Here is a 23,560-nt window from a genome sequence, read left to right on the forward strand (position 1 = left end):
CAATACTCGCTAACCAGTACTCGGATAAACATCGGTGGATAGCGAGGAGTTAAGGCTTGCCTTGCATCTGACTACATACGGAAGATGCCAAATTTGCTGTCTGGTATCGGCGCATTAAGCGCAGCAGATAGAGCAATACCGACAACATCACGTGTTTTTGCAGGGTCAATAATGCCGTCGTCCCACAAACGGGCACTGGCGTAATACGCATGGCTTTGGACTTGATATTGCTCCGCAATTGGACGTTTGAACGCTTCCTCTTCTTTAGTGCTCCAGCTTTCACCTTTGCGCGTTTTGATATCGCGGGTCACTTGCGCCATCACGCCAGCCGCTTGCTCTCCACCCATGACGGAGATGCGTGCATTTGGCCACATCCACATCATGGTTGGATCATAAGCGCGACCACACATACCGTAGTTACCTGCACCATACGATCCACCTATAACCACGGTAAACTTCGGTACGTCTGCACACGCAACAGCGGTCACCATTTTCGCGCCATGCTTGGCGATGCCTTCGGCTTCGTACTTCTGGCCGACCATAAAGCCAGTGATGTTCTGCAAAAATAGCAGAGGAATTTTGCGCTGTGCGCACAGCTCAATAAAATGCGCACCTTTCTGCGCCGATTCCGAAAATAGAATGCCGTTGTTAGCGACAATGCCAATCGGCATTCCGTGAATATGAGCAAAGCCACAGACCAAGGTTTCACCGAACAAGGCTTTAAATTCATCAAATTGTGAATCATCAACAATTCGGGCAATGACCTCTTTGACATCAAACGGCTTTTTAAGATCGGTTCCGACGATGCCGTACAGCTCTTGCGCAGTAAAGCGTGGTTCCTGTGGCGCTTTTTGCTTGAGTTGGACGGGTTTCAAGTGGTTGATTTGAGAGACAGCTTGTCTTGCCAGTTCTAACGCGTGGTGATCATTTTCAGCATAGTAATCGGCTACGCCAGACGTACGGCAGTGAACGTCTGCGCCACCAAGATCTTCCGCGCTGACTTCTTCGCCTGTTGCTGCTTTTACCAGAGGAGGGCCAGCTAAGAAGATCGTACCTTGTTCTTTGACGATGATGGAAACGTCACACATCGCAGGAACATAAGCGCCGCCAGCGGTACAGAGCCCCATGACCACCGCAATTTGCGGGATACCCTTGGCTGACATTCGAGCTTGGTTATAGAAAATACGGCCAAAATGGTCTTTGTCTGGAAATACTTCATCTTGGCGGGGTAGGTTAGCACCGCCAGAGTCGACCAAGTAAACACAAGGCAACTGACACTTCTCTGCGATTTCCTGTGCGCGTAAGTGCTTTTTAACCGTGAGCGGGTAGTAACTACCGCCTTTTACCGTCACGTCGTTGGCAACGATCATACACTCGGTGCCGTCTATTACACCCACGCCAGCAACCACGCCAGCGCATGGAACGTAATCTGGATACACATCCCAGCCAGCAAACTGACCGACTTCTAAAAAGGATGAGCCAGGGTCGAGTAGGGCAAGAATACGCTCACGAACCGGAAGTTTGCCTTTCTTCTGCTGATGCTCTCTTGCTTTCTCGCCGCCACCATCTTCGATTTGCGCGGTCACGGTATAGAGTTGATCCACAAGAGACGCCATAGAGCGGTAGTTTTCCTGATACTGCTCTGAATGGGTATTAATATTGGTCGTCAAACAAGCCATAAATAGCCGATCTCCATTCGGTAAACGGGTGAGAACACCCGTCTTTATTTAGGTTGAGTAAGAAAATATTTTTGAGTCAGAACGCCTGGGCTGATTATTAGGCGCTTTCGTTAAACAATTCGCGACCAATAAGCATGCGGCGAATTTCTGAAGTGCCCGCACCGATTTCATACAGCTTGGCATCTCGCAACAAACGGCCCGTATCAAACTCGTTGATATAGCCGTTACCGCCAAGTAATTGAATCGCATCTAATGCCATCTTGGTTGCCAGCTCAGCGCTGTAGAGGATCGCACCAGCAGAGTCTTTACGTGTGGTTTCACCACGATCACAAGCGGCAGCGACGGCGTAAACGTAGGCTTTTGCGGCATTCATTTGCGTGTACATATCGGCGATTTTTGCTTGAACAAGCTGGAATTCACCGATGGATTTGCCAAATTGTTTGCGGTCGTGAATGTAAGGCACAACGATATCCATACACGCCTGCATGATGCCAAGTGGACCACCGGCAAGTACCACACGTTCGTAGTCCAAACCGCTCATCAATACTTTCACGCCTTGGTTTTCTTCACCGAGAATGTTTTCAGCAGGGACTTCGCAGTTTTGGAATACCAATTCACAAGTGTTCGAACCGCGCATACCTAATTTGTCGAGCTTTTGCGCTTGAGTGAATCCCGGGTATCCACGTTCTACGATAAAGGCCGTGATGCCTTTAGAATGCTGGCTTGGATCGGTTTTGGCGTAGACAACATAGGTGTGTGCATCCGGGCCGTTAGTGATCCACATTTTGTTGCCATTTAGCAGGAATATATCGCCTTTACGTTCCGCTTTAAGTTGCATAGAGACTACATCAGAACCTGCTCCGGGCTCACTCATTGCTAGTGCACCAATATGTTCGCCAGAGATGAGCTTAGGTAGGTATTTCTCTTTTTGCGCTTGTGTGCCGTTGCGGTGGATTTGGTTGACACAAAGATTGGAGTGAGCACCGTAACTTAACGCAACCGAAGCGGATGCTCGGCTGATTTCTTCCATAGCGATAACGTGGGCGAGATAGCCCATGTCTGCACCACCAAACTCTTCGCTGGTGGTCACGCCTAAAAGACCCATGTCACCCAGTTTGGACCAAAGATGGTTTGGAAAGTCGTTAGATTGGTCGATAGATTGCGCTAGCGGCGCAATTTCTCTTGCAGCAAAACTATTGATTTGCTCGCGAAGCAAATCGGTATTTTCGTCATAAACAAAGTTCAGGGAAGAGTAGGTAGATTTCATTGCGTGTCCTTGCCTTTACGTCACCTACATCCCAGTGCTGAGGTGTCAGGTGACTTTTTCGCCTTTCATGGATCTCAGTGTGTTTTGGCATCGCAACTGTGCCGCGTTTAACTCCATCATTACCGCTTGAATGTCGTTTGCTTGCTGTTGCAATGCTGCCTTCTTCTCTTCGATCAACCGAATCATATAGTTCAACTGCTCAGTACTTTGATCGGTATCGTAGAGTTCAAATAACTCTTTGATATCTGCAAGAGAAAAGCCCAATCGCTTACCTCGCAAAATCAGTTTTAGTCGAATTCGATCGCGACCATTGTAGATTCGTGTGTTGCCTTTACGTTCCGGAGTTAGGAGACCTAAATCTTCGTAGAAGCGAATACTTCGGGTAGTAATGTCGAACTCTTTCGCGAGCTCGCTGATCTTAAATGTGTTCATTCCTTAACCTTACGACTTTCGTATAACATTCATACGAATATACAATTCGTTAACGTTAAAGTAAACAAACAACATCCACTCTTGAGCCTTGATATCACTCGCATTTACTCGAAATAAAATAATCACTCGAACAAACAATAACCTCAAACTTGACGTTAACGTAAATGTTAGTATAGTTATGACGTAAACGTCAACAAAAGGTTAATGGAATGAAAAATGAAACATGGATTGTTGCCGCCAAGCGAACGCCTATCGGCTCTTTTCAAGGTGCATTAGCTTCAACAGATGTCACGGAACTCGGTGCGAAAGCCATCCAAGGGGCACTAGCCGAAAGCCAACTCGATGTGCAAAAAATAGACGAAGTGTTGATGGGATGCGTTTTACCCGCCGGCGTGGGGCAAGCGCCAGCAAGACAAGCAAGTCTTAAAGCAGAAATGCCGCAATCGATCGGTTGTACGACACTGAATAAAGTCTGTGGTTCGGGTATGAAAACCGTCATGCTGGCACATGATCTTATTCAATCTGGTAACGCGCACGCGGTTATCGCTGGCGGTATGGAAAACATGTCCTCTTCTCCTTATTTACTTAAGAAAGCGCGTGATGGTTTCCGCTTAGGCCATGAGCAAGTGCTTGATCACATGTTTTATGACGGTTTGCAGGATGCCTACCAAGGCGAATTGATGGGGGTCTTTGCCGAACAAACCGCGCAAAAGTATCAGTTCAACCGTGAAAGTATGGATATCTGGGCGCAGCAGTCGGTGACTCGTGCGCAGCAAGCGATTGAGCAAGGTTTGTTCAAAGAAGAGATCGTGCCTGTTAACGTAAAAAGTCGACGTGGTGACACCTTGGTTGTAGACGATGAGCAACCGAGTAAACTCGACGTCACTAAAATTCCTACCTTACGTCCTGCGTTTGCTAAAGATGGCGGAGTAACGGCTGCCAACTCTAGTTCTATTTCTGATGGTGCATCGGCAATGGTATTGGTCGATAGTGAATTTGGCCGTCAGGAAAACCTTCAACCACTAGCGAAAATTGTCGCGTACAGCACGCATGCAAGACAGCCTGATGAGTTCACCATCGCACCCGTCTTCGCGATTGAAACGCTGCTGGAAAAAACGGGCTGGGACAAATCAGACGTGGACCTTTGGGAAATCAATGAAGCCTTTGCTGTTGTCACTCAATACGCGGTGAAGACACTCGAACTGGACGAGAGCAAAGTGAACCCTCGCGGCGGTGCTTGTGCTTTAGGCCACCCAATTGGTGCGAGTGGTAACCGAATCCTCGTGACTTTGATTCACGCTCTTAAACAAACAGGCGGTAAACGTGGCGTTGCATCGCTTTGTATTGGTGGCGGCGAGGCAACCGCCATCGCGATTGAAATCTGCTAAATCATTCTCAACAAAGTTTCACTTACATAACAGTAGTCAGTAACAAGCTGAAAAATACAAGGATGTCATCATGACAGAACAAGTAAAGCAGTATATCGGTGGTGAATTTGCCATCTCCGACTCAAAACAATGGCTAGATGTAACTAACCCGGCAACCAACGAAGTGATTGCGCAAGTACCTTGTGCCACGGAATCAGAAATGAATGCGGCGATCGCCAGCGCAACAGAGACGTTTAGGCGTTGGAAAGAAGTTGCCGCTCCGGAGCGTGCGAGATTGATGCTACGCTACCAACACTTGCTAAAAGAGCAACACGATGAGTTGGCGATACTGCTTTCAAGTGAGACAGGCAAAACTCTTGCGGATGCAAAGGGTGACATTTGGCGCGGGATTGAAGTCGTAGAACAAGCGGCGAACATTTGTAGCTCAATGATGGGTGAAACGGTGGAAAACGTCGCAACCAATATTGATGGTTACTCTTACATTCAACCGCTCGGTGTTTGTGCGGGTATTACTCCGTTTAACTTCCCTGCGATGATCCCTCTATGGATGTTCCCAATGGCGATTGCTTGTGGCAACACCTTTATTTTGAAACCGTCGGAGCAAGTGCCGCTTACTGCAATGAAACTGGCAGAGCTGTTTGAACAGGCTGGCGCACCAAAAGGTGTATTACAAATCGTTCATGGTACCAAAGAGCAAGTCGACCGCATTCTTACAGATCCAGTCGTTCGTGCGATCTCTTTTGTCGGCTCTGTGCCAGTTGGTGAGTACATCTACAAAACGGGTACGGACAACTTAAAACGCGTTCAATCCTTTGCGGGTGCGAAGAACCACATGGTCATCATGCCAGATGCAAACAAGCAGCAAGTCATCAATAACCTAGTTGGAGCGTCAGTCGGTGCCGCAGGCCAACGCTGTATGGCGATTTCGGTGGCGGTATTTGTCGGCGAAACCAAAGAATGGATTCCAGAGTTTAAAGAGGCGTTAGCTCAGGTTCAACCTGGCGCGTGGGATGATGAAACCGCCGGTTATGGCCCACTGATTAGCCCGCAAGCGAAGCAGCGTGTGGTGAATCTGATTAATGAAGGCAAAGCATCAGGCGCGAACTGTGTTCTGGACGGGACAGATTGCCAAGTATCTGGCTTCCCGAACGGTAACTGGGTGGGACCAACACTGTTTACCAACGTGACCACAGACATGTCGATTTATCAGGAAGAAATTTTCGGGCCTGTACTGTTAACTATGGAAGTGGATGACCTAGATGAAGCGATTGAACTGATCAATGCAAACCGCTTTGGTAATGGTACGTCTATTTTCACGGCGAACGGCGCTGCCGCGAGAAAGTATCAACACAATATCGAAGTGGGTAACGTAGGCATCAACGTGCCGATTCCTGTGCCATTACCGTTCTTCTCATTTACGGGTTGGAAAGGCAGCTTCTATGGCGATTTGCATGCTTATGGAAAACAGGCGGTTCGCTTCTACACCGAGACGAAAACCGTCACCGCGCGTTGGTTTGAAGATGACATTCCAAGCGGCCCAAACATGACCATTCAATTGAGCTAGTCACAGAAGTAGCGATACCTCTAGCCAAGCCCTTCAACCCTTTAGAGGGCTTGGCTCGGATACAAATGCAACGAATTAGACCTTAGGACTTCAAGATGGATTTTGAATTAAACGAAGATCAACTCGCGTTTGCCGAAGTAGCAAAGCAGTTTGCAGACCAAATGCTAGCGCCGCACGCGGCCGAGTGGGATGAAAACCATCACTTCCCTAAAGATGTACTGCGTCAAGCAGGTGAACTTGGCTTTCTGAGCATCTATACGCCGCCAGAGCATGGTGGTTTGGGATTGTCTCGTTTGGATGCGGCGATCATTTTCGAGCAGTTGGCTATGGGTTGTACCGCGACTACTGCGTTTATGACCATTCACAACATGGCGACGTGGATGATCACCAGCTTTGCCAAAGCGGAAGTGGCGCAGCAATTTAGCGCGGATTTAATTTCGGGTGAAAAGCTCGCTTCCTACTGTTTAACCGAACCTAATGCCGGATCTGATGCCGCTTCACTGACGACCAGTGCAGTGCGTGACGGCGATGAGTTTGTCCTGAATGGCGCAAAAGTGTTTATCTCTGGCGCGGGTGATACAGATGTTCTCGTCGTGATGGCGCGTTCGTGCGGCGAAGGAGCGGGAGGCGTTTCTGCGTTCGTCGTTCCTGCTGATTGCGAAGGCATTAGCTACGGTAAGAAAGAAGCCAAAATGGGTTGGAACTGCCAACCAACGCGCATGATCACCTTCGAAAATGTCCGCATTCCGGCTGACTATCTGTTGGGTGAAGAGGGAGAAGGCTTTAAGTTCGCCATGCTTGGCCTTGATGGTGGTCGAATCAATATCGCCACTTGTTCCGTCGGTACTGCGCAACAAGCACTGAACGAAGCCAAGCAATACATGAACGAACGCAAACAGTTCGGCCGTTCACTGGCGCAATTTCAAGCGTTGCAGTTCAAGCTTGCTGATATGGCGACTGAGCTGGTCGCTGCGCGTCAAATGGTGCGACTCGCTGCCGCTAAACTCGATGCCCAGCACGCAGAAAAAAGTGCGTACTGTGCCATGGCAAAACGCTTTGCTACTGATGTGGGCTTTAAAGTCTGCGATCAGGCGCTGCAAATTCACGGTGGCTATGGCTACATCAAAGAATATCCAGTCGAGCGCCATTTCCGAGACGTTCGTGTTCACCAAATCCTTGAAGGTACCAACGAAATCATGCGTCTGATCGTCGCAAGACGATTACTAACGGAAGGCGTTGAGCTGCTTTAGTCAGCGAGACACAGCCTTACCTAAAGAAATTAAAAAGGACTGAAAGATTATGACGGCACAAATCAAATTAGAGCGCGAAGCGCATATTGCCAAGCTCACGATTAGTAATCCGCCAGCGAACACTTGGACGCTTGAGTCTTTGAATCAGCTAAAAGAGTTGGCGATTGAACTTAGCAATGATCGCTCTATTTATGCGTTGGTTTTAACAGGCGAAGGCGAGAAGTTCTTCTCTGCTGGAGCAGATCTTAATAACTTTGCATCGGGTGATAAATCACAAGCAGCAGACATGGCGTTCGCATTTGGTGAAGCGTTTGAAGCGCTTTCTGCATTCGATGGGGTTTCTATCGCAGCGATTAATGGCTATGCGATGGGCGGCGGTCTGGAAGTGGCGATGGCGTGTGACATTCGTATCGCAGAAGAACAAGTACAAATGGCACTTCCTGAAGCATCGGTAGGTTTGTTGCCGTGTGCCGGCGGAACGCAAAACTTGACCTCGTTGGTAGGTGAAGGTTGGGCGAAGCGTATGATTCTATGTGGCGAACGAGTGACGGCCGAGCGAGCGGAAAAAATTGGTTTAGTCGAAGAGGTGGTGGCGAAAGGTCAAGCACTCGAAGCGGCTATGGAGCTAGCACAGCGTGTTGCGGGCCAATCACCGAAATCCATTTCTGCGTGCAAAACGCTCATTCAAGGTCGACGCAGCCAAACTCACGCGGCTGGATTGGTTTTAGAGCGTGAACTGTTTTTACAGCTGTTCAATACACAAGATCAGACTGAGGGTGTGAATGCGTTCTTGCAAAAGCGCAAGCCACAATGGACAAACAGCTAGCGGAGGCCAAATGACAGGTACAGTAAATGTTTCAAAGCTTAAGTGCGCTGATGGATCTGTTATTGGTGTGCTGGAGCTTGATAATCCAGTAGCTCTCAACGCGTTGAGTTACGTGATGATTGAGAAGTTGTACAAACAGCTTAATGAATGGCAAATGGACGACAGTATCGTCGCGGTCTTTTTGCATGCCAAGGGTGAAAAAGCGTTTTGTGCTGGCGGCGATATTCAAGCGATTTACCGTGCACTTGAAAACAAAGAGCAAGACTTTGATTCTGCGTTTTCAGCCATGGAAACCTTCTTTGACCTCGAATATCGCTGTGATCATCTTATTCACACTTATCCAAAACCGATCATCGCGTGGGGGCATGGTTATCTGATGGGCGGCGGTGTGGGCTTATTTATGGGCGCAAGTCATCGCGTAGCAGAAACCACCACACGCTTTGCGATGCCAGAGATTAAAATCGGCCTTTACCCAGACGTAGGCGCAACGTACTTCCTAAATCAGTTGCCAAAACATTTGGCACTTTTCCTGAGTTTAACGGCTTGCCAAATTAATGCGACAGACATGAAAGCGTTGGGGTTAAGCCAATGGATTGCAAAGCCAGAAAGCAAACAAGCACTGTTGGATCTACTCGCATCGGTAAGTTGGAAAGGTGAAGCGAACATCAACGAAAAAATCGCTACTACGCTACGTTCGGTACAAGTGGACGAGCCAAGCGAAGGGATGTTGATGCCATATGCGGGATTGATTGAGCAGCTTTGTTCGGGTGATTTAGATTCGATTTTTCGCGCAATCAGCAGTGCCGACGTTGATGATAAGTGGTTCATCAATGCGCAAAAAGCATTGAATTATGGCAGTCCGTTGTCGCTCAATATCACTTATCAGCAGCTAACGCAGTATCAAAACCTCTCTTTGAAAGCGTGTTTTGATATGGAACTTAATCTGACGTTACGTTGCGGCTTAGAAGGTGATTTTAGAGAAGGGGTTCGTGCGCTGATTATCGATAAAACCAATCAACCGACTTGGCAACATCGCACGGTTTCTGACGTAACGCCACAAGTTTTGGAACGCTTCTTCGCGCCAATTGACTCAGCAGAATACCCACTGACCGCATCCTCGGTTGCCACTGTGGCACTTTAGACAAGGAAGAAATACGACATGGATAAAATTGCATTTATTGGCCTTGGCAACATGGGTGCGCCTATGGCTAAGAACCTACTCACAGCGGGATTGAACGTCGAAGTGTTTGATTTGAATCCAAACGCTGTGACAGAACTTACCGCACTTGGTGCGTCGAGTGCAGATTCGGTAAAACAAGCCGTTCAAGGTGCGAGCGTGGTGGTCACCATGCTACCTGCTAGCCAACACGTTCAAAGTGTTTATCTTGGTCAAGACGGGATCTTAGATAGCGCAGATTCTGGAACGCTGCTAATCGACTCTTCGACCATCGATCCAGCGACCGCTCGTTTGGTTGGCGAAAAGGCGCTGCATCTTGGCATCAGCTTTGTTGATGCACCGGTATCTGGTGGCGTTGCGGGCGCAGCGGCAGGTACGTTGACTTTCATTGTTGGCGGCTCACAAGAGAACTTTGTTCAAGCCAAGGTGGTGCTTAGCCACATGGGCAAAAACATTTTCCATGCAGGTGATGCCGGAGCCGGTCAGGTGGCGAAGATCTGCAATAACATGATGTTGGGCATTTTGATGAGCGGCACTTGTGAAGCACTCAATTTAGGCATGGAAAACGGACTCGATCCCAAAGTGCTGTCTGACATCATGCTGCAAAGTTCAGGCCGTAACTGGGCGCTAGAGCTTTACAACCCGTGCCCAGGTGTGATGGAAAACACGCCTGCAAGCAATGGTTATCAGGGCGGCTTTATGAGTCAGTTAATGGCGAAAGATCTCGGTCTTGCGATGGAAGCGGCGGTTGCCAGTCAAACATCAACGCCAATGGGCAGCTTGGCTCGTAACCTGTTTAATTTTCACAACGGTCAGGGCAACGGACAAAAAGATTTTTCAAGCTTGTTTGAGTTCTACCAAAAGCAAAATCAGGCCTAAGGAGTGCTTATGGATCTAGCAAATAAGGTTATTGCGATCACGGGGGCCGGGCAGGGGCTTGGTAAACAAATGGCGCTGTCGCTAGCGGAAAGCGGTGTTCACCTTGCGCTTATCGACCTCAATTCAGACCAACTGGCTGAAACGAAAGCGGAGTGTGAATCTTTCGGCGTCACCACTCGTTCTTATGTAGCGAACGTGACGGAAGAACAAGAAGTGTGCGCTGCTTTTGAGCAAATTGAAGCGGATTTCAAACAGCTCAATGGCGTGATCAATAACGCAGGCATTATGCGCGATGGCATGTTCATCAAAGTTAAAGATGGTCAGGTTAACGCGATGTCGCTGGAACAATTTCAGTCTGTTATGGATGTGAATGTGACAGGCACTTTTCTGTGTGGCCGCGAAGCAAGCAAGGTAATGCTGAACACCGACAGTAAAGGCGTTCTGATCAACATATCTAGCGTCGCGCGTGCGGGGAATATTGGTCAAACTAACTATTCTGCATCCAAAGCGGCGGTAGCCACCATGGCGACGGTGTGGGCGAAAGAGTTAGGGCGTTTCGGAATTCGCTCAGTAGCGATTGCTCCGGGTGTCATCAAGACTGCCATGACGGACCAAATAAAACCTGAAGCGATGGAGCGTTTAGTCAAAATGATTCCTGTCGGACGCTTAGGTCTTGTTGATGAAATTTCTTCGACCATCAAATACGTGTTAACCAATGAGTTCGTGACTGGAAGAGTATTCGAAGTCGATGGCGGAATGCGAATGTAGCCCTTCCTCATATTAAAAAGGGGAGCGAGCTTGATTGTCCGCTTCCTTCCTCCTTTCTTATATTGTTTCTATCGATAATTATTAATGGATGTTTTAGTAACGGCTGCTGTACCGATTACATTTACAACTTTTTTGTATTTTTGGTATGAATAAGTACTCTCGTGTTAATTTCTATGTAAATGCATTAATTCACAATCAAGACAATCATTTGCCTCATTGATGAGATTTTTCTTCTTGGTGTATGAAAAATACTCTTATTGATTATATTGTGACCGAAAACCATTTCGACATCTAAAGATGGTGATTTATTATTCAGCGCAAAATACATGGGAATATGAGGCTGGCTGAATAACCTTCAGCTACCTTAATAATAAAATAACCAGAATTCTCTATTACACTGAAGTAACTACCCATTAGGGAAGAACAATAATGTCACTATTTCATTCGCTTAGGACGATGCCACTATTATTGGGGTGTCTGTGTCTTTCTATTCAGGCATCCGCAGAAAAGGTTGAACAAGAAGGTAAGTTTTTACAGTCGCTAGAAGGCATTGAAAATCAAATTTACGCATTACCTCAGAGCTCTTTGGCTTTGATTGAGGCGTTAGAAGAAGACTCTCTACTACAAAATCAACCAACAGAGCTACTGGTACGTTATTGGCTTGCAAAGTCCACGGTTCTAGAGCTACTTGGGCGCGCGGAAGAGAGCCAAAACGTCGCACAAAAAGGGTTGGAACTTGTGCGTCCACAAAGCCATGAGTATCTCTTATTTAAGTTGATTCAGATGCGAACTATGGTCGGAAAGAGCGATATCGATACCGCGCTTTCTTCGTTGGATAGTTTGTTGGAAACATCGCGTGAAAATGGCGATAAGCAGCTCGAGTCGGAGATCCTGTTGCTAAAAGGACGTTACTACGATGAGCAGGGCGAGTTTAAAAAATCCTATGCCGCAATTATGTCGTCAATGGATGCGGCTGAGTCCTCTGGCGTTCAAGGATTGGTCGAACGGGCGGCGCTAGAGCTTGGTGACGTACTGGTCAAAATTCAGGGCTATGACCGTTCAGAAGCATTGTTGGAACAAGCGTACCGTTATTTTAGGGATAGACGCATGTCGTTCAATGAGCTGCTGAGCGTCTTAACGATAGCAAAGCTTCATAAGGCACAGTTCCAATACGAAGAGGCGATTGTATCGTATCAGAGAGCGCTAAAGCTCGCGCAAATCATTGGTGACGGGCGCTTTAGGTTTCGAGTTAACCTCGAGCTTGCTGCGTTATACCGTGAGACGAACCAAGAAAATAAGATGGTTCGCCACTTAAAGTTGGCGGAGAACTTACAGTATAGAGAAACCTCTAGCGCCTACTTAGCTACATTTAAGCTGTTGCAAGCCGAATATATGCTAGAACAGAAGCAGTTTGAGACACTTCTAGCGATGATCGCGCCTATGTTGCCGGAAATTATCGAGAGCCGATATGTTAAGCAACAGCAAATGGAACTACTAAAAGTGGCTGCCATGGCCTACGCGGGAAGCAATGACTTTAAATTAGCGTATAAAACTTACGGCAACTATCACGATAAATTCATCCAATTTAGCAACCAAAGAGAAGTTGAAAATCTTGAGCGTCAGCAGACGCTATTTGAGCTAGAAAGACTTGAATATGAGAACGAAGATCTCAACTGGAACAACGTGTTGCAGCGTATGGAACTGGAAAATAACCGTCGTACCTTTTATCTATTGGGTGAAGCGCTACTAGCACTCATTGGTGTTCTCTTTTTGATGGCAGTGGTATTCCTTGTTGTGAATCGATCACGTTTAAGAATGCGCCGCCTAGCAAAGACAGATACGTTGACAGGGTTATTCAATCGCCGTTTTTTAGAAGATTGGTTCACTAAATCCGTAGAGACGAAACGTGAACGCAAAGAAAAGCCGACGCCTCAATCTAAGCAAGAAAAGGTGCAGCATTTTGTGTTTGAGCAAGTCGAGCAAGTTAAGTACGGCTACCTAGCTTTAAACAAATGGGTGGATAGCAAGCTCGATAAACAGAAAATGGTGCCAAAGAAGCCGCAGTCGGGGCCGGTAAGTTTAGCGCTAATCGATGTAGATTATTTTAAACAGGTAAATGATACCTATGGACATGTGTTCGGTGATGCCGTACTAACAGGCGTTGCCAAAGTGCTAGAAGAGACGGTGCGTGAAAATGACATTGTTGCACGCTTTGGTGGTGAGGAGTTTGTTGTTGTGATGCCCAATACCGATCATGAAGACTCTCTCATTACCGCTGAACGATTACGTAGCGCTTTATCCTTACATGGGTTCGTCACGGAACAGAATGAAGAAGTGAGAGTGACCTGTAGTTTTGGTGTTGTGACGACTGAAGATAGTGAGATGAATTTTAAATCACTCTGTGATCAGGCAGATAAATTACTTTATCAAGCTAAAGCGGGTGGACGTAACTGCGTGAAAGGGCGCAAGCTGACCTAATAAAATCAAGAATGCAGGCTCATCAAACGGTGAGCCTGAACTTACCCTTCCTACTGATTACTTCAGAATCACTTAAGAGTATCGAATTACATACTCATAGCGTTCAGTATTATCTACTCGTTTTATCTCCCACATTTTCAAAGTACTAATGTCACTTGTGTATACGAAGCTATAACACACGAGTATGTCTGTTTTTTATACAAACAAAGCCGATACAGATGAAATGATTAGTGGTCGATGTAAAATTTTTCTGGTGTGGATTTTTGTGGCACGAAAAACAATTCTCTGAAAGGTGTGTTAAAAATTGACACTTCAATAAGTTATTGGTTTATTTGTGTTTTTATTTGGGTTTTTAAACGCATCTTTGACTTTTACGACAAGTTATCGCATAGAAATTTTGCGTACACCATCAACTTTCCTTCCTTTGTTAATAACCTTTTTCTTAAAAAATGATTTGAGTTCGAACTAATTTTCGGGCATTTTATATTTAACTAACCGTTCAATTAAAAATAACAAGGACGCAAAATGCCAAAGGTGGGGATGCCTGAAATCAGAAAACCACAGCTGGTGAAAGCGACAATGTCAGTGATTGATAGAGTCGGTTTACACGCTGCGAGTATTTCGTTGATCAGTAAAGAAGCAGGTGTATCAACGGGAATTATCAATCACTATTTTGGTGGTAAGCATGGGTTGTTGGAGGAAACGATGCGAGAGATCTTGCGTCAGCTTTCGTCCACCATCACACAGAAGTTACGTGAGCTGCCAAGTGATGCTCATCACCAAAGAATTAATGCCATCATTGACGGTAACTTTGTCGGCTATCAGGCAGAAAACCAAGTTGCGAAGACTTGGCTGGCGTTTTGGTCGTACTCAATGCATGACGAACAGCTTAAGCGTTTGCAGCGTGTCAATGAACGACGTTTATTGTCCCACCTAAGAAAAGAACTCAAAGCATTATTAAATGCAGAGCAGGCCGAACTGGTTGCTCATGGTATTGCGTCACTTATCGATGGTATTTGGCTGCGCGGAACGCTCAACCCGCAAGGCATTGATGCAGAAAGAGCGAGAATCATCATCAACGACTATCTCGACAAACAACTTACGTTTTATTCTGAAAAAATATAAAAGTCACAGGTCTTCAAAATGGAAATGAAAGCACACTATATCAATGGTGCGATGTACAACGGGTGTTCAGATGAGCACTTCACCACTTACAATCCGGCGAATGGTGAGCCATTGGCCAACATTAAACAAGCGAACCAAGACGATCTCGAAGCGGCGATTGAGTCGGCAAAGAAAGGTTTTGCTGCATGGTCAGCAATGACTGCGATCGAGCGTAGCCGTATTTTACACAAAGCCGTTGCCATTTTACGTGAGCGTAATGACGAGCTGGCTGCATTGGAAGTGGCAGATACTGGTAAGCCAATTCAAGAAGCTGTCGCGGTTGATATAACAACAGGTGCCGATGTTCTTGAGTACTATGCGGGTCTTGCTCCAAGCTTGCAAGGTGAACAGCAGCCACTCAGCGAAGACCAGTTTTTCTACACACGTCGCGAGCCATTGGGCATTTGCGCAGGTATTGGCGCTTGGAATTATCCAATCCAAATTGCGATGTGGAAATCGGCACCAGCACTGGCTGCGGGCAACGCTATGATCTTCAAACCATCAGAAGAAACACCATTAACAGCGCTTAAGCTAGCAGAAATTTATTCAGAAGCGGGCATGCCAGATGGCGTATTTAATGTCGTACAAGGGGATTACCGAGTAGGGCAGATGCTAACGGCGCATCCTGACATCGCAAAAGTATCGTTCACGGGCGAATCAGGCACCGGTAAAGTCGTCATGAGTGACAGCGCTAAGACACTAAAACAAGTAACGATGGAGCTTGGTGGTAAGTCTCCACTGATTATTTTTGATGATGCGAAGTTAAACGATGCCGTTTCTGCGGCCATGGTGGCTAACTTCTACACCCAAGGTGAAGTTTGTACGCACGGTACACGCGTATTTGTCCATGAAGGTATTTATGATGACTTTATCGCACAACTTAAAGCCCGAACCGAGCTGTTAGTCGTCGGCGATCCGCTTGATGAGAACACGCAGATTGGCGCGCTAATCTCTAAAGATCATGAATCGAAAGTTTTAGGAGCGATTGAAGCCGCGAAAGCGAGTGGCGCGACGTTACTGACTGGCGGCTACAAAGTAACAGACAATGGCCTAGCCAATGGTAACTTTGTTGCTCCAACCGTATTTGTCGATTGCGATGATGACATGAGCCACGTTCAGCAAGAAATCTTTGGTCCGGTAATGTCAGTGCTGAAATTCCGCGATGAGTCGGAAGTGATTGCGCGTGCAAATGGCACCGATTATGGCTTGGCTGCAGGCGTATTTACTCAAAACCTATCTCGTGCTCACCGCTTGATTCATCAAATTCAAGCTGGTATTTGTTGGGTGAACACATGGGGTGACTCACCTGCGGAAATGCCAGTTGGTGGCTACAAACAATCAGGTGTTGGCCGTGAAAACGGTGTCGAAACCCTTAAACATTACACGCAAACGAAGAGTGTTCTGGTTCAGCTAAGCGACTTCGAAAGCCCTTACAAATGATACCAATCGTAGTAGATAACTGACCACTTTAGCTTGTTAAAATGCTCGATAACTGCGTTGTCAATTTTGATTGTAGGCTAACTACTTATCGAAAATTTCCGCCTTGTTCTCAAGCATTTTTCCTACGCTAATTTCGTTCACTTATCTACTGTGATTGGTATTAACTCCTAGGAGAATCAAATGCAACAACACTACGATTATATCATCGTCGGTGCGGGTTCGGCCGGCTGTGTGTTAGCGGATCGCTTAAGTGAAAGTGGTCAATATTCGGTCCTATTACTCGAAGCGGGTGGGTCGGATAAAAGTATTTTTATCCAAATGCCGACGGCGCTTTCTTACCCGATGAACACTGAAAAATACGCGTGGCAGTTTGAGACGGTTGAAGAGCAAGGGTTGGATGGTCGTCAACTTCATTGTCCTCGCGGTAAAGTTCTGGGCGGTAGTTCGTCTATCAACGGCATGGTTTACGTTCGTGGACACGCTTGTGACTTTGACCAGTGGGAAGAGGAAGGCGCGAAAGGCTGGAATTATCAATCGTGTTTGCCTTATTTCCGTAAAGCAGAGTCTTGGGTCGGTGGCGCAGATGAATACCGAGGCGATAATGGCCCAGTCGGCACATGTAACGGCAACGATATGAAGCTCAATCCGCTGTATCAAGCTTTTATTGATGCAGGCAAAGAAGCGGGCTACCCAGAAACAAAAGATTACAACGGTTATCAGCAAGAAGGCTTTGGCCCAATGCATATGACCGTTGACAAAGGCGTACGCGCTTCAACCTCCAATGCATACTTAAGCCGTGCTAAAAAACGCAAAAACTTCACCCTAATGAAGCGAGTGACGGTTCATCGCGTTTTACTAGAAGAAACAGGCGCAGAAGGCAAGAAAGCGGTTGGTGTTGAATTCGAAAAGTCAGGTTCAGTTCAGCAATGTTTTGCGAATCATGAAGTGATTTCGAGTGCTGGTTCGGTTGGCTCAGTTCAGCTGTTGCAGCTTTCAGGCATTGGCCCTAAAGAAGTATTAGAAAAAGCAGGCATTGAGGTGAAACATCCGTTGGAAGGGGTAGGTAAAAACCTGCAAGATCACTTAGAAGTGTACTTCCAATATCACTGTAAACAACCTATCACGCTCAACAGCAAATTAGGTTTGGTGAGCAAGGGCTTGATTGGCACTGAGTGGATATTAACTCGCAAAGGCCTTGGGGCTACTAACCACTTTGAATCATGTGCGTTTATTCGTTCTCGTGAGGGACTAAAGTGGCCAAATATTCAATATCACTTTTTGCCAGCGGCAATGCGTTATGACGGACAAGCTGCTTTTGACGGTCATGGTTTCCAAGTGCACGTTGGACCTAACAAGCCCGAAAGTCGCGGCTCGGTAGAAGTTGTATCTGCGAATCCGAATGATAAGCCGAAGATTGAGTTTAACTACATTTCCACTGAACAAGATAAGCAGGATTGGCGTGATTGTATTCGCCTTACTCGCGAGATCCTCAATCAGCCAGCCATGGATGAGTTTCGTGGTGATGAGATCCAGCCGGGTCTGAATATCACAACGGATGAACAAATTGATGAATGGGTGAAGCAGAATGTCGAGAGTGCTTACCATCCATCTTGTACCTGCAAAATGGGCGCAGACAATGACCCATTAGCGGTTTTGAATGAGCGATGCCAAGTACGCGGTATTCAAGGCTTGCGTGTGGTGGACTCTTCTATTTTCCCAACCATTCCGAACGGTAATTTAAATGCGCCAACTATTATGGTTGCAGAACGTGCCGCGGACATGATTTTGGATAACGCCCTGGAAACGTCGAACAACGCACCAGTTTGGATTGCACCGAACTGGCAAGAGATGCAACGAATGCATCCGCCAAAAAGAGATCTCGATTCGATCTCATAAAAATGAAAAAAGTCAGTAATCATTACAAGGAATTCAATATGTCTAAGATGACAAAAATCTTCTCAACAATCGCACTAAGTACTTTAGCAACAGGCGCTTATGCCAACCAATGTGAAACGGTACGTTTTGCAGATGTAGGTTGGACCGACATTACGGCGACCACCGCTGTGACATCTGAGCTGCTAAAAGGGTTGGGGTACAAAACGAAGACCGATCTACTATCGGTACCTGTTACTTACTCTTCTATGGCCAATGGCGATATCGACATTTTCCTAGGTAACTGGATGCCAACAATGGAAGGTGACATCGCGAAATACCGTGATGCAGGTACCGTTGAAACCGTACGAGCGAACCTCGTCGGCGCAAAATACACACTCGCGGTTCCAAAATACGTTTATGACGCAGGCGTGACCAACTTCGCTGATCTAGTAAAACATGCCGACAAATTTAAAGACCGCATTTACGGCATTGAACCAGGTAACGATGGTAACCGCTTAATTCAGTCAATGATTGATAGCAACGCATTCGGCCTAAAAGACTTCAGCCTAGTTGAATCCAGTGAAGCTGGCATGGTGTCTCAAGTATCACGTGCTGCGCGCCGCAACCAATGGATTGTGTACCTAGGTTGGGCCCCGCACCCAATGAACAGCAACGTTGAAATGGAATACCTAGCGGGTGGTGACGACTTCTTCGGCCCTAACTACGGCGGCGCGAATGTGTACACAAACGTACGTAAAAACTACCTTGCTGAGTGTCCAAATGTAGGTCAGCTAGTGAAAAACCTAGAATTCAACCTAGAAATGGAAAACGAATTGATGGAAGCGATTCTCAACCAGAAGCAGAAACCGTCGAAAGCAGCGCAAGCATGGTTGAACGCAAACCAAGAACAAATTGAAGCGTGGCTAGAAGGCGTTAAGACGGTGGATGGTCAAGACGCAGTAACAGCAATTACAAACTATTTAAAAACTAACGCTTAATTAAGCAGTTTTTAAGCGCGTTTTTTTGAAAAAGAAAGTGGGCAGTCATGCCCGCTTCATTAACACAAAGGTTTTATTTTGAATTTTATTACGGACAACAAACTACCGTTGGGCCAATGGATGGAAACTGGCGTCGATTGGTTAACCATCAATGCATCGGGTTTCTTCGATGCAATCTCTATTACACTTGAAACGATCATTCTTTTCGTGGTGGACATTTTTAAATGGATGCCACCTGCAGCGCCAATCATTATGACGGCGGCAATTGCTTGGTTCTTACACCGCAGCATTCCGCTTGTTGTATTCATCGTGTTGGCCTTACTCGCAATTCTCAACCTTGGTTACTGGCAAGAAATGCTGGAAACCTTTGTCCTTGTGTTTGCAGCGACAACGATTTCCGTATTAATTGGCGTGCCGTTGGGTATTATGGCGGCACACCGTCCTTGGTTATACACCTTGTTGCGACCAATCCTCGATTTGATGCAGACCGTACCGACATTCGTTTACCTAATTCCAACCTTGGTTCTGTTTGGCTTAGGTATTGTCCCTGGCCTAATCTCGACCATCATTTTCGCTATCGCTGCGCCAATTCGATTGACGTACCTCGGTATTATTAAAGTGCCGGAGGAGTTACTTGAAGCGGGCAAAGCATTTGGTGCAAGCCGCATGAAGTTATTGTTTAAGGTGGAATTACCTGCGGCATTACCAAGTATAATGGCCGGTGTTACGCAATGTATTATGTTGTCTCTCTCTATGGTGGTCATTGCGGCACTTGTTGGTGCTGACGGACTTGGTAAGCCAGTCGTACGTGCACTGAATACCGTAAACATCTCGCAAGGTTTTGAAGCGGGTTTAGCGATTGTACTCGTCGCCATCATTCTTGACCGCTTGTGTAAAGCACCAAACCAGAAGGAGGCTTAATCATGGACGCAATTACTATTCAAAATCTTGATGTGGTTTTTGGTCAGCAGCAGTCACAAGCGTTAGCACTACTAGACCAAGGCAAGTCTCGACAAGAAATCATCGACGAAACTGGCCAAGTGGTTGGGGTTGATAATGTTTCGCTGAGTGTGAAACAGGGTGAGATCTGTGTTTTGATGGGGCTTTCAGGTTCGGGTAAATCAAGTTTGCTGCGAACAGTTAACGGGTTGAACGAAATTTCTCGTGGCTCTCTGAAAATTAAAGACGGCGACGACATGGTTGAGCTCTCTAACTGTGACGAACAGAAGTTGCGCCACCTTCGTACTCACCGCGTATCCATGGTGTTTCAGAAGTTTGCATTGATGCCATGGTTAACGGTATTAGATAACGTTGCGTTTGGTCTAGAAATGCAAGGCATTGGCAAAGCAGAGCGCCGTAAAAAAGCGCGTGAACAGCTCGAAATGGTCGGTTTGTCTGAGTGGGAAACGAAATTCCCGCACGAGCTCTCTGGTGGTATGCAGCAGCGTGTTGGCCTAGCGCGAGCGTTCGCGATGGACACAGATATCTTGTTAATGGATGAGCCGTTTTCAGCGCTTGACCCATTGATTCGTGCTCAGCTTCAAGATGAATTGATTCTGCTTCAAGAAAAGCTAAACAAAACCATTCTTTTTGTGAGTCACGACTTGGATGAAGCGCTAAAAATCGGTAATAACATCGCCATTATGGAGTCAGGAAAGTTGATTCAACACGGCAAGCCAGAACAGATCATTCTTGCTCCAGAAAACGATTATGTGGCTGACTTTGTTGCCCACACTAATCCATTGAACGTACTTAAGGGACGCTCTTTGATGCGTGACGACTTAGTTCGTGAAGATGAGCGTGTTCTGATTTGCCCTGACAAAGGTATTTGGGTGACCGAAGAGAGCAAAGGCTTAAGCTTAGCGGATACAGATAAGTCGTTGGTTCAATGGAAGAGTGATTCTTCGAACCTTGATGAGGTAAACGAAAACTCTCTGGTTCAGGTTAGCCCGGAAATCAGTATGCGAGAAGCGATTGAGCTTAAGCAGCGCAGCAATCAGCCTCTGCTTATGGTGGAGGACAACCAGTTAGTTGGTGTGTTAAGCGACAACGAGCTTTACGATGCATTGCTTGGTAACTTTAAGTCCGAGCAAGTGGCATAAAGTTAGAGTAGAGTTGAAGCCAAGCTAAAAAAGAGCCGCACATTAGTGCGGCTCTTTTTGGTTTAAACAATGAGTTAAGTAGTTAAGCTAAGGAAACGGTCGACTATAGAGTCGTAATTACATCATCCATCGCAAGGCGAGCTTTTGGTAGACCATGATTATAATCTTCCCCGTCTTTGTGGTAGCCAATCGCCAGTGCAACTTCACAGACATGGCCTTCTAATTCTTCTTTGAATACTTCTCCAATCAGTGTTGGATCTACGCCTTCCATCGGCGTTGAGTCAATACCCAGACGAGCCAATGTGTGTAGTAGGTTGCCTAGTGCCAAATAGACTTGCGCTTTTGTCCAGTTTCCGTTGAAGCCATTTTCGTCCGTATTTGCATCGGCAAAAGCGTAGGCGCCCATAAAGTTGTTGTACATATCCGCCGGTAGGTGGCCAGACGTTACTTCGGCATCCACACGTTTTGCGAACTTCTCTTTGGTGAAGTTTGGATCGTACGCAAAAAGAATCGTATGTGACGCGGCTTTAGCGTGTGGCTGGTTAAACTGGTGCATATTTGCAAACGTATTGTGGAAACGTTGCTTGGCCTCATCACTTTCAATCACGATGAATTTCCACGGTTGCGAGTTAATCGAAGACGCTGAAAGACGGAGTGCTTCTTTGATGATTGCCATATCTTCTTGAGAAACGCGTTTAGTTTCGTCGTATTTTTTAGCAGTGTAGCGGCTGTTTAGATCAGTAATGATTTGATGAGACACGTTTGTATCCTTTTTATTTTTGTGACAAATGAGGATGCGCTTAGCATCGACAACCATGCGTACCTCGAATATGGATTCATAATACGGGATATTTTTTCATTGATAAGAGGGCGTTTATTTGAATCACTTTTTACTTTTTATTGAAAATTGGCGTGCTTCATAGGGTTAGGCATCATCATTTAGATGCTTTTGATGATTATTAAATTACACTCATATTAAGAGAGTGATGGAGAGCAACATGAACGTGATTCAAGTTTTCAACGATAGTTATGAACGTTGTATCGCGAACCAAGGCTTTTTCGACTTGTTTTACAAGAATTTATGGTCAAAAAGTACAAGCTTCAGACAAAAGTTTGATGGTGTCGACATGCACCAACAGGTGCGAATGCTTAGAGGATCTATCGTGTTTTTTATGATGGCCGATACCTCTAACGAGGCGCACAAGATGGTGGAGAAATATGGTAAGAAGCATGCGAGTTCCGATATTGGCATTGAACCACAGGATATTGATGTTTGGTTTGAAAGCCTTATCGAAACGGTTCAAGAGTGTGATTTTGAATACGACGATGATGTCGAAACAGCGTGGAGAGCTTGTTTTAACACAGGTTTGTCGGTAATGAAGCGGGAGTGCTCCAAACACTAAAAGAGAAACTAAATACTCTTCGAAAACAAGCAAGTTAAAGCAAGGAAGTAACGTGTAAGGTTGTTACTTCCTTGAATATGGTTTTTATTTATCTTGTGTCTCTTTATTCTTTTTTACCGCTTCGGCGATATCACTGACGGCTTCGACAAGATTGATCGGCATTGGGAAGATAATAGTCGATGTTTTGTCTGTCGTGATTTCCGTGAGGGTCTGCATGTAACGCAATTGCAGCGCATTCGGCGCTTCGTTGAGCATTTGAGCTGCCTCTTTTAATTTATTAGAAGCTTCTAGCTCACCGGTAGCGTGAATGATTTTCGCCCGACGGTTACGTTCTGCTTCGGCCTGACGCGCTAGCGCTCTGACCATGCTGTCATTTAAATCAACATGTTTGACTTCAACCGTGGCAATCTTGATGCCCCAGTCATCAGTCTGTTGATCGAGGATGGATTGTAAATCCTTATTGAGACGCTCGCGCTCTGAAAGTAATTCATCCAGTTCATGCTGGCCTAATACTGATCGCAGCGTGGTTTGCGCTAACTGGCTGGTGGCATCGCTGTAACTTTCAATGTTGTTAATTGCCATTTGAGGATCGACTACGCGAAAATAAACAACCGCATTGACGCGCACAGACACGTTATCTTTGGTTATCAAGTCTTGTGTCGGCACATCCAAAACGACAGTACGTAAATCCACCCGTACCATTTGTTGGATAAATGGGATAAGAATGATTAAGCCAGGGCCTTTTACTTCTTGAAAGCGACCAAGAAAGAATACAACCCCACGTTCATACTCTCTCAAAACCTTAAACATTTGGGTCGCAAGTGCGAACAACAGCACCACGATCACCGCAACAGTATAGAGCATCATAAA

The 23,560-nt window shown here is 46.2% G+C and carries 20 protein-coding genes; 15 read left to right on the forward strand and 5 right to left on the reverse strand.

Annotation, left to right across the window (positions count from 1 at the left end):
* Positions 1–71 precede the first annotated feature (71 nt).
* The 3 genes from NL645_RS01655 to NL645_RS01665 all read right to left on the reverse strand — a co-directional run bounded on the left by NL645_RS01655 (position 72) and on the right by NL645_RS01665 (position 3,378).
* Positions 72–1,679, reverse strand: coding sequence for a carboxyl transferase domain-containing protein (locus NL645_RS01655; RefSeq protein WP_253651053.1), 1,608 nt, complete (start codon positions 1,677–1,679; stop codon positions 72–74).
* Between the two features lie 97 nt (positions 1,680–1,776).
* Positions 1,777–2,946: an isovaleryl-CoA dehydrogenase gene (locus NL645_RS01660; protein WP_253651054.1), complete on the reverse strand. Its 1,170-nt coding sequence runs from the start codon at positions 2,944–2,946 to the stop codon at positions 1,777–1,779.
* Positions 2,947–2,991: 45 nt separating this feature from the next.
* Positions 2,992–3,378 (reverse strand): MerR family DNA-binding transcriptional regulator, encoded by a 387-nt coding sequence (locus NL645_RS01665; RefSeq protein ID WP_005373242.1) that lies wholly within the window; start codon positions 3,376–3,378, stop codon positions 2,992–2,994.
* 209 nt (positions 3,379–3,587) lie between these two features.
* Between NL645_RS01665 and NL645_RS01670 the strand changes: the two genes are divergently transcribed.
* The 14 genes from NL645_RS01670 to choV all read left to right on the forward strand — a co-directional run bounded on the left by NL645_RS01670 (position 3,588) and on the right by choV (position 21,287).
* Positions 3,588–4,766: a thiolase family protein gene (locus tag NL645_RS01670; RefSeq protein ID WP_182036096.1), complete on the forward strand. Its 1,179-nt coding sequence runs from the start codon at positions 3,588–3,590 to the stop codon at positions 4,764–4,766.
* 70 nt (positions 4,767–4,836) lie between these two features.
* Positions 4,837–6,330, forward strand: coding sequence for a CoA-acylating methylmalonate-semialdehyde dehydrogenase (locus tag NL645_RS01675; RefSeq protein ID WP_253651055.1), 1,494 nt, complete (start codon positions 4,837–4,839; stop codon positions 6,328–6,330).
* A 95-nt stretch (positions 6,331–6,425) separates the two neighbouring features.
* Complete coding sequence (locus NL645_RS01680; protein WP_005373226.1) at positions 6,426–7,580, forward strand: acyl-CoA dehydrogenase family protein; 1,155 nt, start codon at positions 6,426–6,428, stop codon at positions 7,578–7,580.
* A 49-nt stretch (positions 7,581–7,629) separates the two neighbouring features.
* A complete protein-coding gene (locus NL645_RS01685; protein ID WP_253651056.1) occupies positions 7,630–8,406 on the forward strand; it encodes an enoyl-CoA hydratase in 777 nt (258 codons plus the stop codon).
* Between the two features lie 10 nt (positions 8,407–8,416).
* Positions 8,417–9,547: an enoyl-CoA hydratase/isomerase family protein gene (locus tag NL645_RS01690; RefSeq protein ID WP_253651057.1), complete on the forward strand. Its 1,131-nt coding sequence runs from the start codon at positions 8,417–8,419 to the stop codon at positions 9,545–9,547.
* Positions 9,548–9,565: 18 nt separating this feature from the next.
* On the forward strand, positions 9,566–10,462 hold the full coding sequence (gene mmsB / locus NL645_RS01695; RefSeq protein ID WP_253651058.1) for a 3-hydroxyisobutyrate dehydrogenase: 897 nt from the start codon (positions 9,566–9,568) through the stop codon (positions 10,460–10,462).
* 9 nt (positions 10,463–10,471) lie between these two features.
* Positions 10,472–11,230, forward strand: coding sequence for an SDR family oxidoreductase (locus NL645_RS01700; protein ID WP_253651059.1), 759 nt, complete (start codon positions 10,472–10,474; stop codon positions 11,228–11,230).
* 429 nt (positions 11,231–11,659) lie between these two features.
* Positions 11,660–13,708, forward strand: coding sequence for a tetratricopeptide repeat-containing diguanylate cyclase (locus NL645_RS01705; RefSeq protein ID WP_253651060.1), 2,049 nt, complete (start codon positions 11,660–11,662; stop codon positions 13,706–13,708).
* Positions 13,709–14,233: 525 nt separating this feature from the next.
* Complete coding sequence (gene betI, locus NL645_RS01710; protein WP_005392557.1) at positions 14,234–14,833, forward strand: transcriptional regulator BetI; 600 nt, start codon at positions 14,234–14,236, stop codon at positions 14,831–14,833.
* An 18-nt stretch (positions 14,834–14,851) separates the two neighbouring features.
* Positions 14,852–16,312, forward strand: a complete 1,461-nt coding sequence (betB, locus tag NL645_RS01715; protein WP_253651061.1) for a betaine-aldehyde dehydrogenase — start codon at positions 14,852–14,854, stop codon at positions 16,310–16,312.
* A gap of 180 nt (positions 16,313–16,492) precedes the next feature.
* On the forward strand, positions 16,493–18,208 hold the full coding sequence (betA, locus tag NL645_RS01720) for a choline dehydrogenase (protein WP_253651062.1): 1,716 nt from the start codon (positions 16,493–16,495) through the stop codon (positions 18,206–18,208).
* 38 nt (positions 18,209–18,246) lie between these two features.
* On the forward strand, positions 18,247–19,185 hold the full coding sequence (locus NL645_RS01725; protein ID WP_005392553.1) for a choline ABC transporter substrate-binding protein: 939 nt from the start codon (positions 18,247–18,249) through the stop codon (positions 19,183–19,185).
* 78 nt (positions 19,186–19,263) lie between these two features.
* Complete coding sequence (gene choW, locus NL645_RS01730; protein WP_005392552.1) at positions 19,264–20,106, forward strand: choline ABC transporter permease subunit; 843 nt, start codon at positions 19,264–19,266, stop codon at positions 20,104–20,106.
* Between the two features lie 2 nt (positions 20,107–20,108).
* Positions 20,109–21,287 carry a choline ABC transporter ATP-binding protein gene (gene choV / locus NL645_RS01735; protein WP_253651063.1) on the forward strand — a complete coding sequence of 393 codons (1,179 nt, stop codon included), beginning with the start codon at positions 20,109–20,111 and terminating at the stop codon, positions 21,285–21,287.
* A 103-nt stretch (positions 21,288–21,390) separates the two neighbouring features.
* Here the strand turns inward: choV and NL645_RS01740 are convergent, their stop codons facing one another.
* Positions 21,391–22,047, reverse strand: coding sequence for an NAD(P)H-dependent oxidoreductase (locus NL645_RS01740; protein ID WP_150916796.1), 657 nt, complete (start codon positions 22,045–22,047; stop codon positions 21,391–21,393).
* 238 nt (positions 22,048–22,285) lie between these two features.
* Between NL645_RS01740 and NL645_RS01745 the strand changes: the two genes are divergently transcribed.
* Positions 22,286–22,690 (forward strand): globin, encoded by a 405-nt coding sequence (locus NL645_RS01745; protein ID WP_005392547.1) that lies wholly within the window; start codon positions 22,286–22,288, stop codon positions 22,688–22,690.
* Between the two features lie 84 nt (positions 22,691–22,774).
* On the opposite strand, the gene NL645_RS01750 is transcribed toward NL645_RS01745, so the two are convergent.
* Positions 22,775–23,557 (reverse strand): slipin family protein, encoded by a 783-nt coding sequence (locus tag NL645_RS01750; protein ID WP_005373196.1) that lies wholly within the window; start codon positions 23,555–23,557, stop codon positions 22,775–22,777.
* Between the last annotated feature and the right edge of the window lie 3 nt (positions 23,558–23,560).

It is taken from the genome of Vibrio sp. Y51_MX_L26 (assembly GCF_024181935.1).
Classification (GTDB): domain Bacteria; phylum Pseudomonadota; class Gammaproteobacteria; order Enterobacterales; family Vibrionaceae; genus Vibrio; species Vibrio diabolicus.

Bases quoted from the DNA above. Each gene is read 5' to 3' on its own strand.
- NL645_RS01655 (WP_253651053.1), bottom strand. From the start codon at position 1,679: ATGGCTTGTTTGACGACCAATATTAATACCCATTCAGAGCAGTATCAG.
- NL645_RS01660 (WP_253651054.1), bottom strand. From the start codon at position 2,946: ATGAAATCTACCTACTCTTCCCTGAACTTTGTTTATGACGAAAATACC.
- NL645_RS01665 (WP_005373242.1), bottom strand. From the start codon at position 3,378: ATGAACACATTTAAGATCAGCGAGCTCGCGAAAGAGTTCGACATTACT.
- NL645_RS01670 (WP_182036096.1), top strand. From the start codon at position 3,588: ATGAAAAATGAAACATGGATTGTTGCCGCCAAGCGAACGCCTATCGGC.
- NL645_RS01675 (WP_253651055.1), top strand. From the start codon at position 4,837: ATGACAGAACAAGTAAAGCAGTATATCGGTGGTGAATTTGCCATCTCC.
- NL645_RS01680 (WP_005373226.1), top strand. From the start codon at position 6,426: ATGGATTTTGAATTAAACGAAGATCAACTCGCGTTTGCCGAAGTAGCA.
- NL645_RS01685 (WP_253651056.1), top strand. From the start codon at position 7,630: ATGACGGCACAAATCAAATTAGAGCGCGAAGCGCATATTGCCAAGCTC.
- NL645_RS01690 (WP_253651057.1), top strand. From the start codon at position 8,417: ATGACAGGTACAGTAAATGTTTCAAAGCTTAAGTGCGCTGATGGATCT.
- mmsB (WP_253651058.1), top strand. From the start codon at position 9,566: ATGGATAAAATTGCATTTATTGGCCTTGGCAACATGGGTGCGCCTATG.
- NL645_RS01700 (WP_253651059.1), top strand. From the start codon at position 10,472: ATGGATCTAGCAAATAAGGTTATTGCGATCACGGGGGCCGGGCAGGGG.
- NL645_RS01705 (WP_253651060.1), top strand. From the start codon at position 11,660: ATGTCACTATTTCATTCGCTTAGGACGATGCCACTATTATTGGGGTGT.
- betI (WP_005392557.1), top strand. From the start codon at position 14,234: ATGCCAAAGGTGGGGATGCCTGAAATCAGAAAACCACAGCTGGTGAAA.
- betB (WP_253651061.1), top strand. From the start codon at position 14,852: ATGGAAATGAAAGCACACTATATCAATGGTGCGATGTACAACGGGTGT.
- betA (WP_253651062.1), top strand. From the start codon at position 16,493: ATGCAACAACACTACGATTATATCATCGTCGGTGCGGGTTCGGCCGGC.
- NL645_RS01725 (WP_005392553.1), top strand. From the start codon at position 18,247: ATGTCTAAGATGACAAAAATCTTCTCAACAATCGCACTAAGTACTTTA.
- choV (WP_253651063.1), top strand. From the start codon at position 20,109: ATGGACGCAATTACTATTCAAAATCTTGATGTGGTTTTTGGTCAGCAG.
- NL645_RS01745 (WP_005392547.1), top strand. From the start codon at position 22,286: ATGAACGTGATTCAAGTTTTCAACGATAGTTATGAACGTTGTATCGCG.
- NL645_RS01750 (WP_005373196.1), bottom strand. From the start codon at position 23,557: ATGATGCTCTATACTGTTGCGGTGATCGTGGTGCTGTTGTTCGCACTT.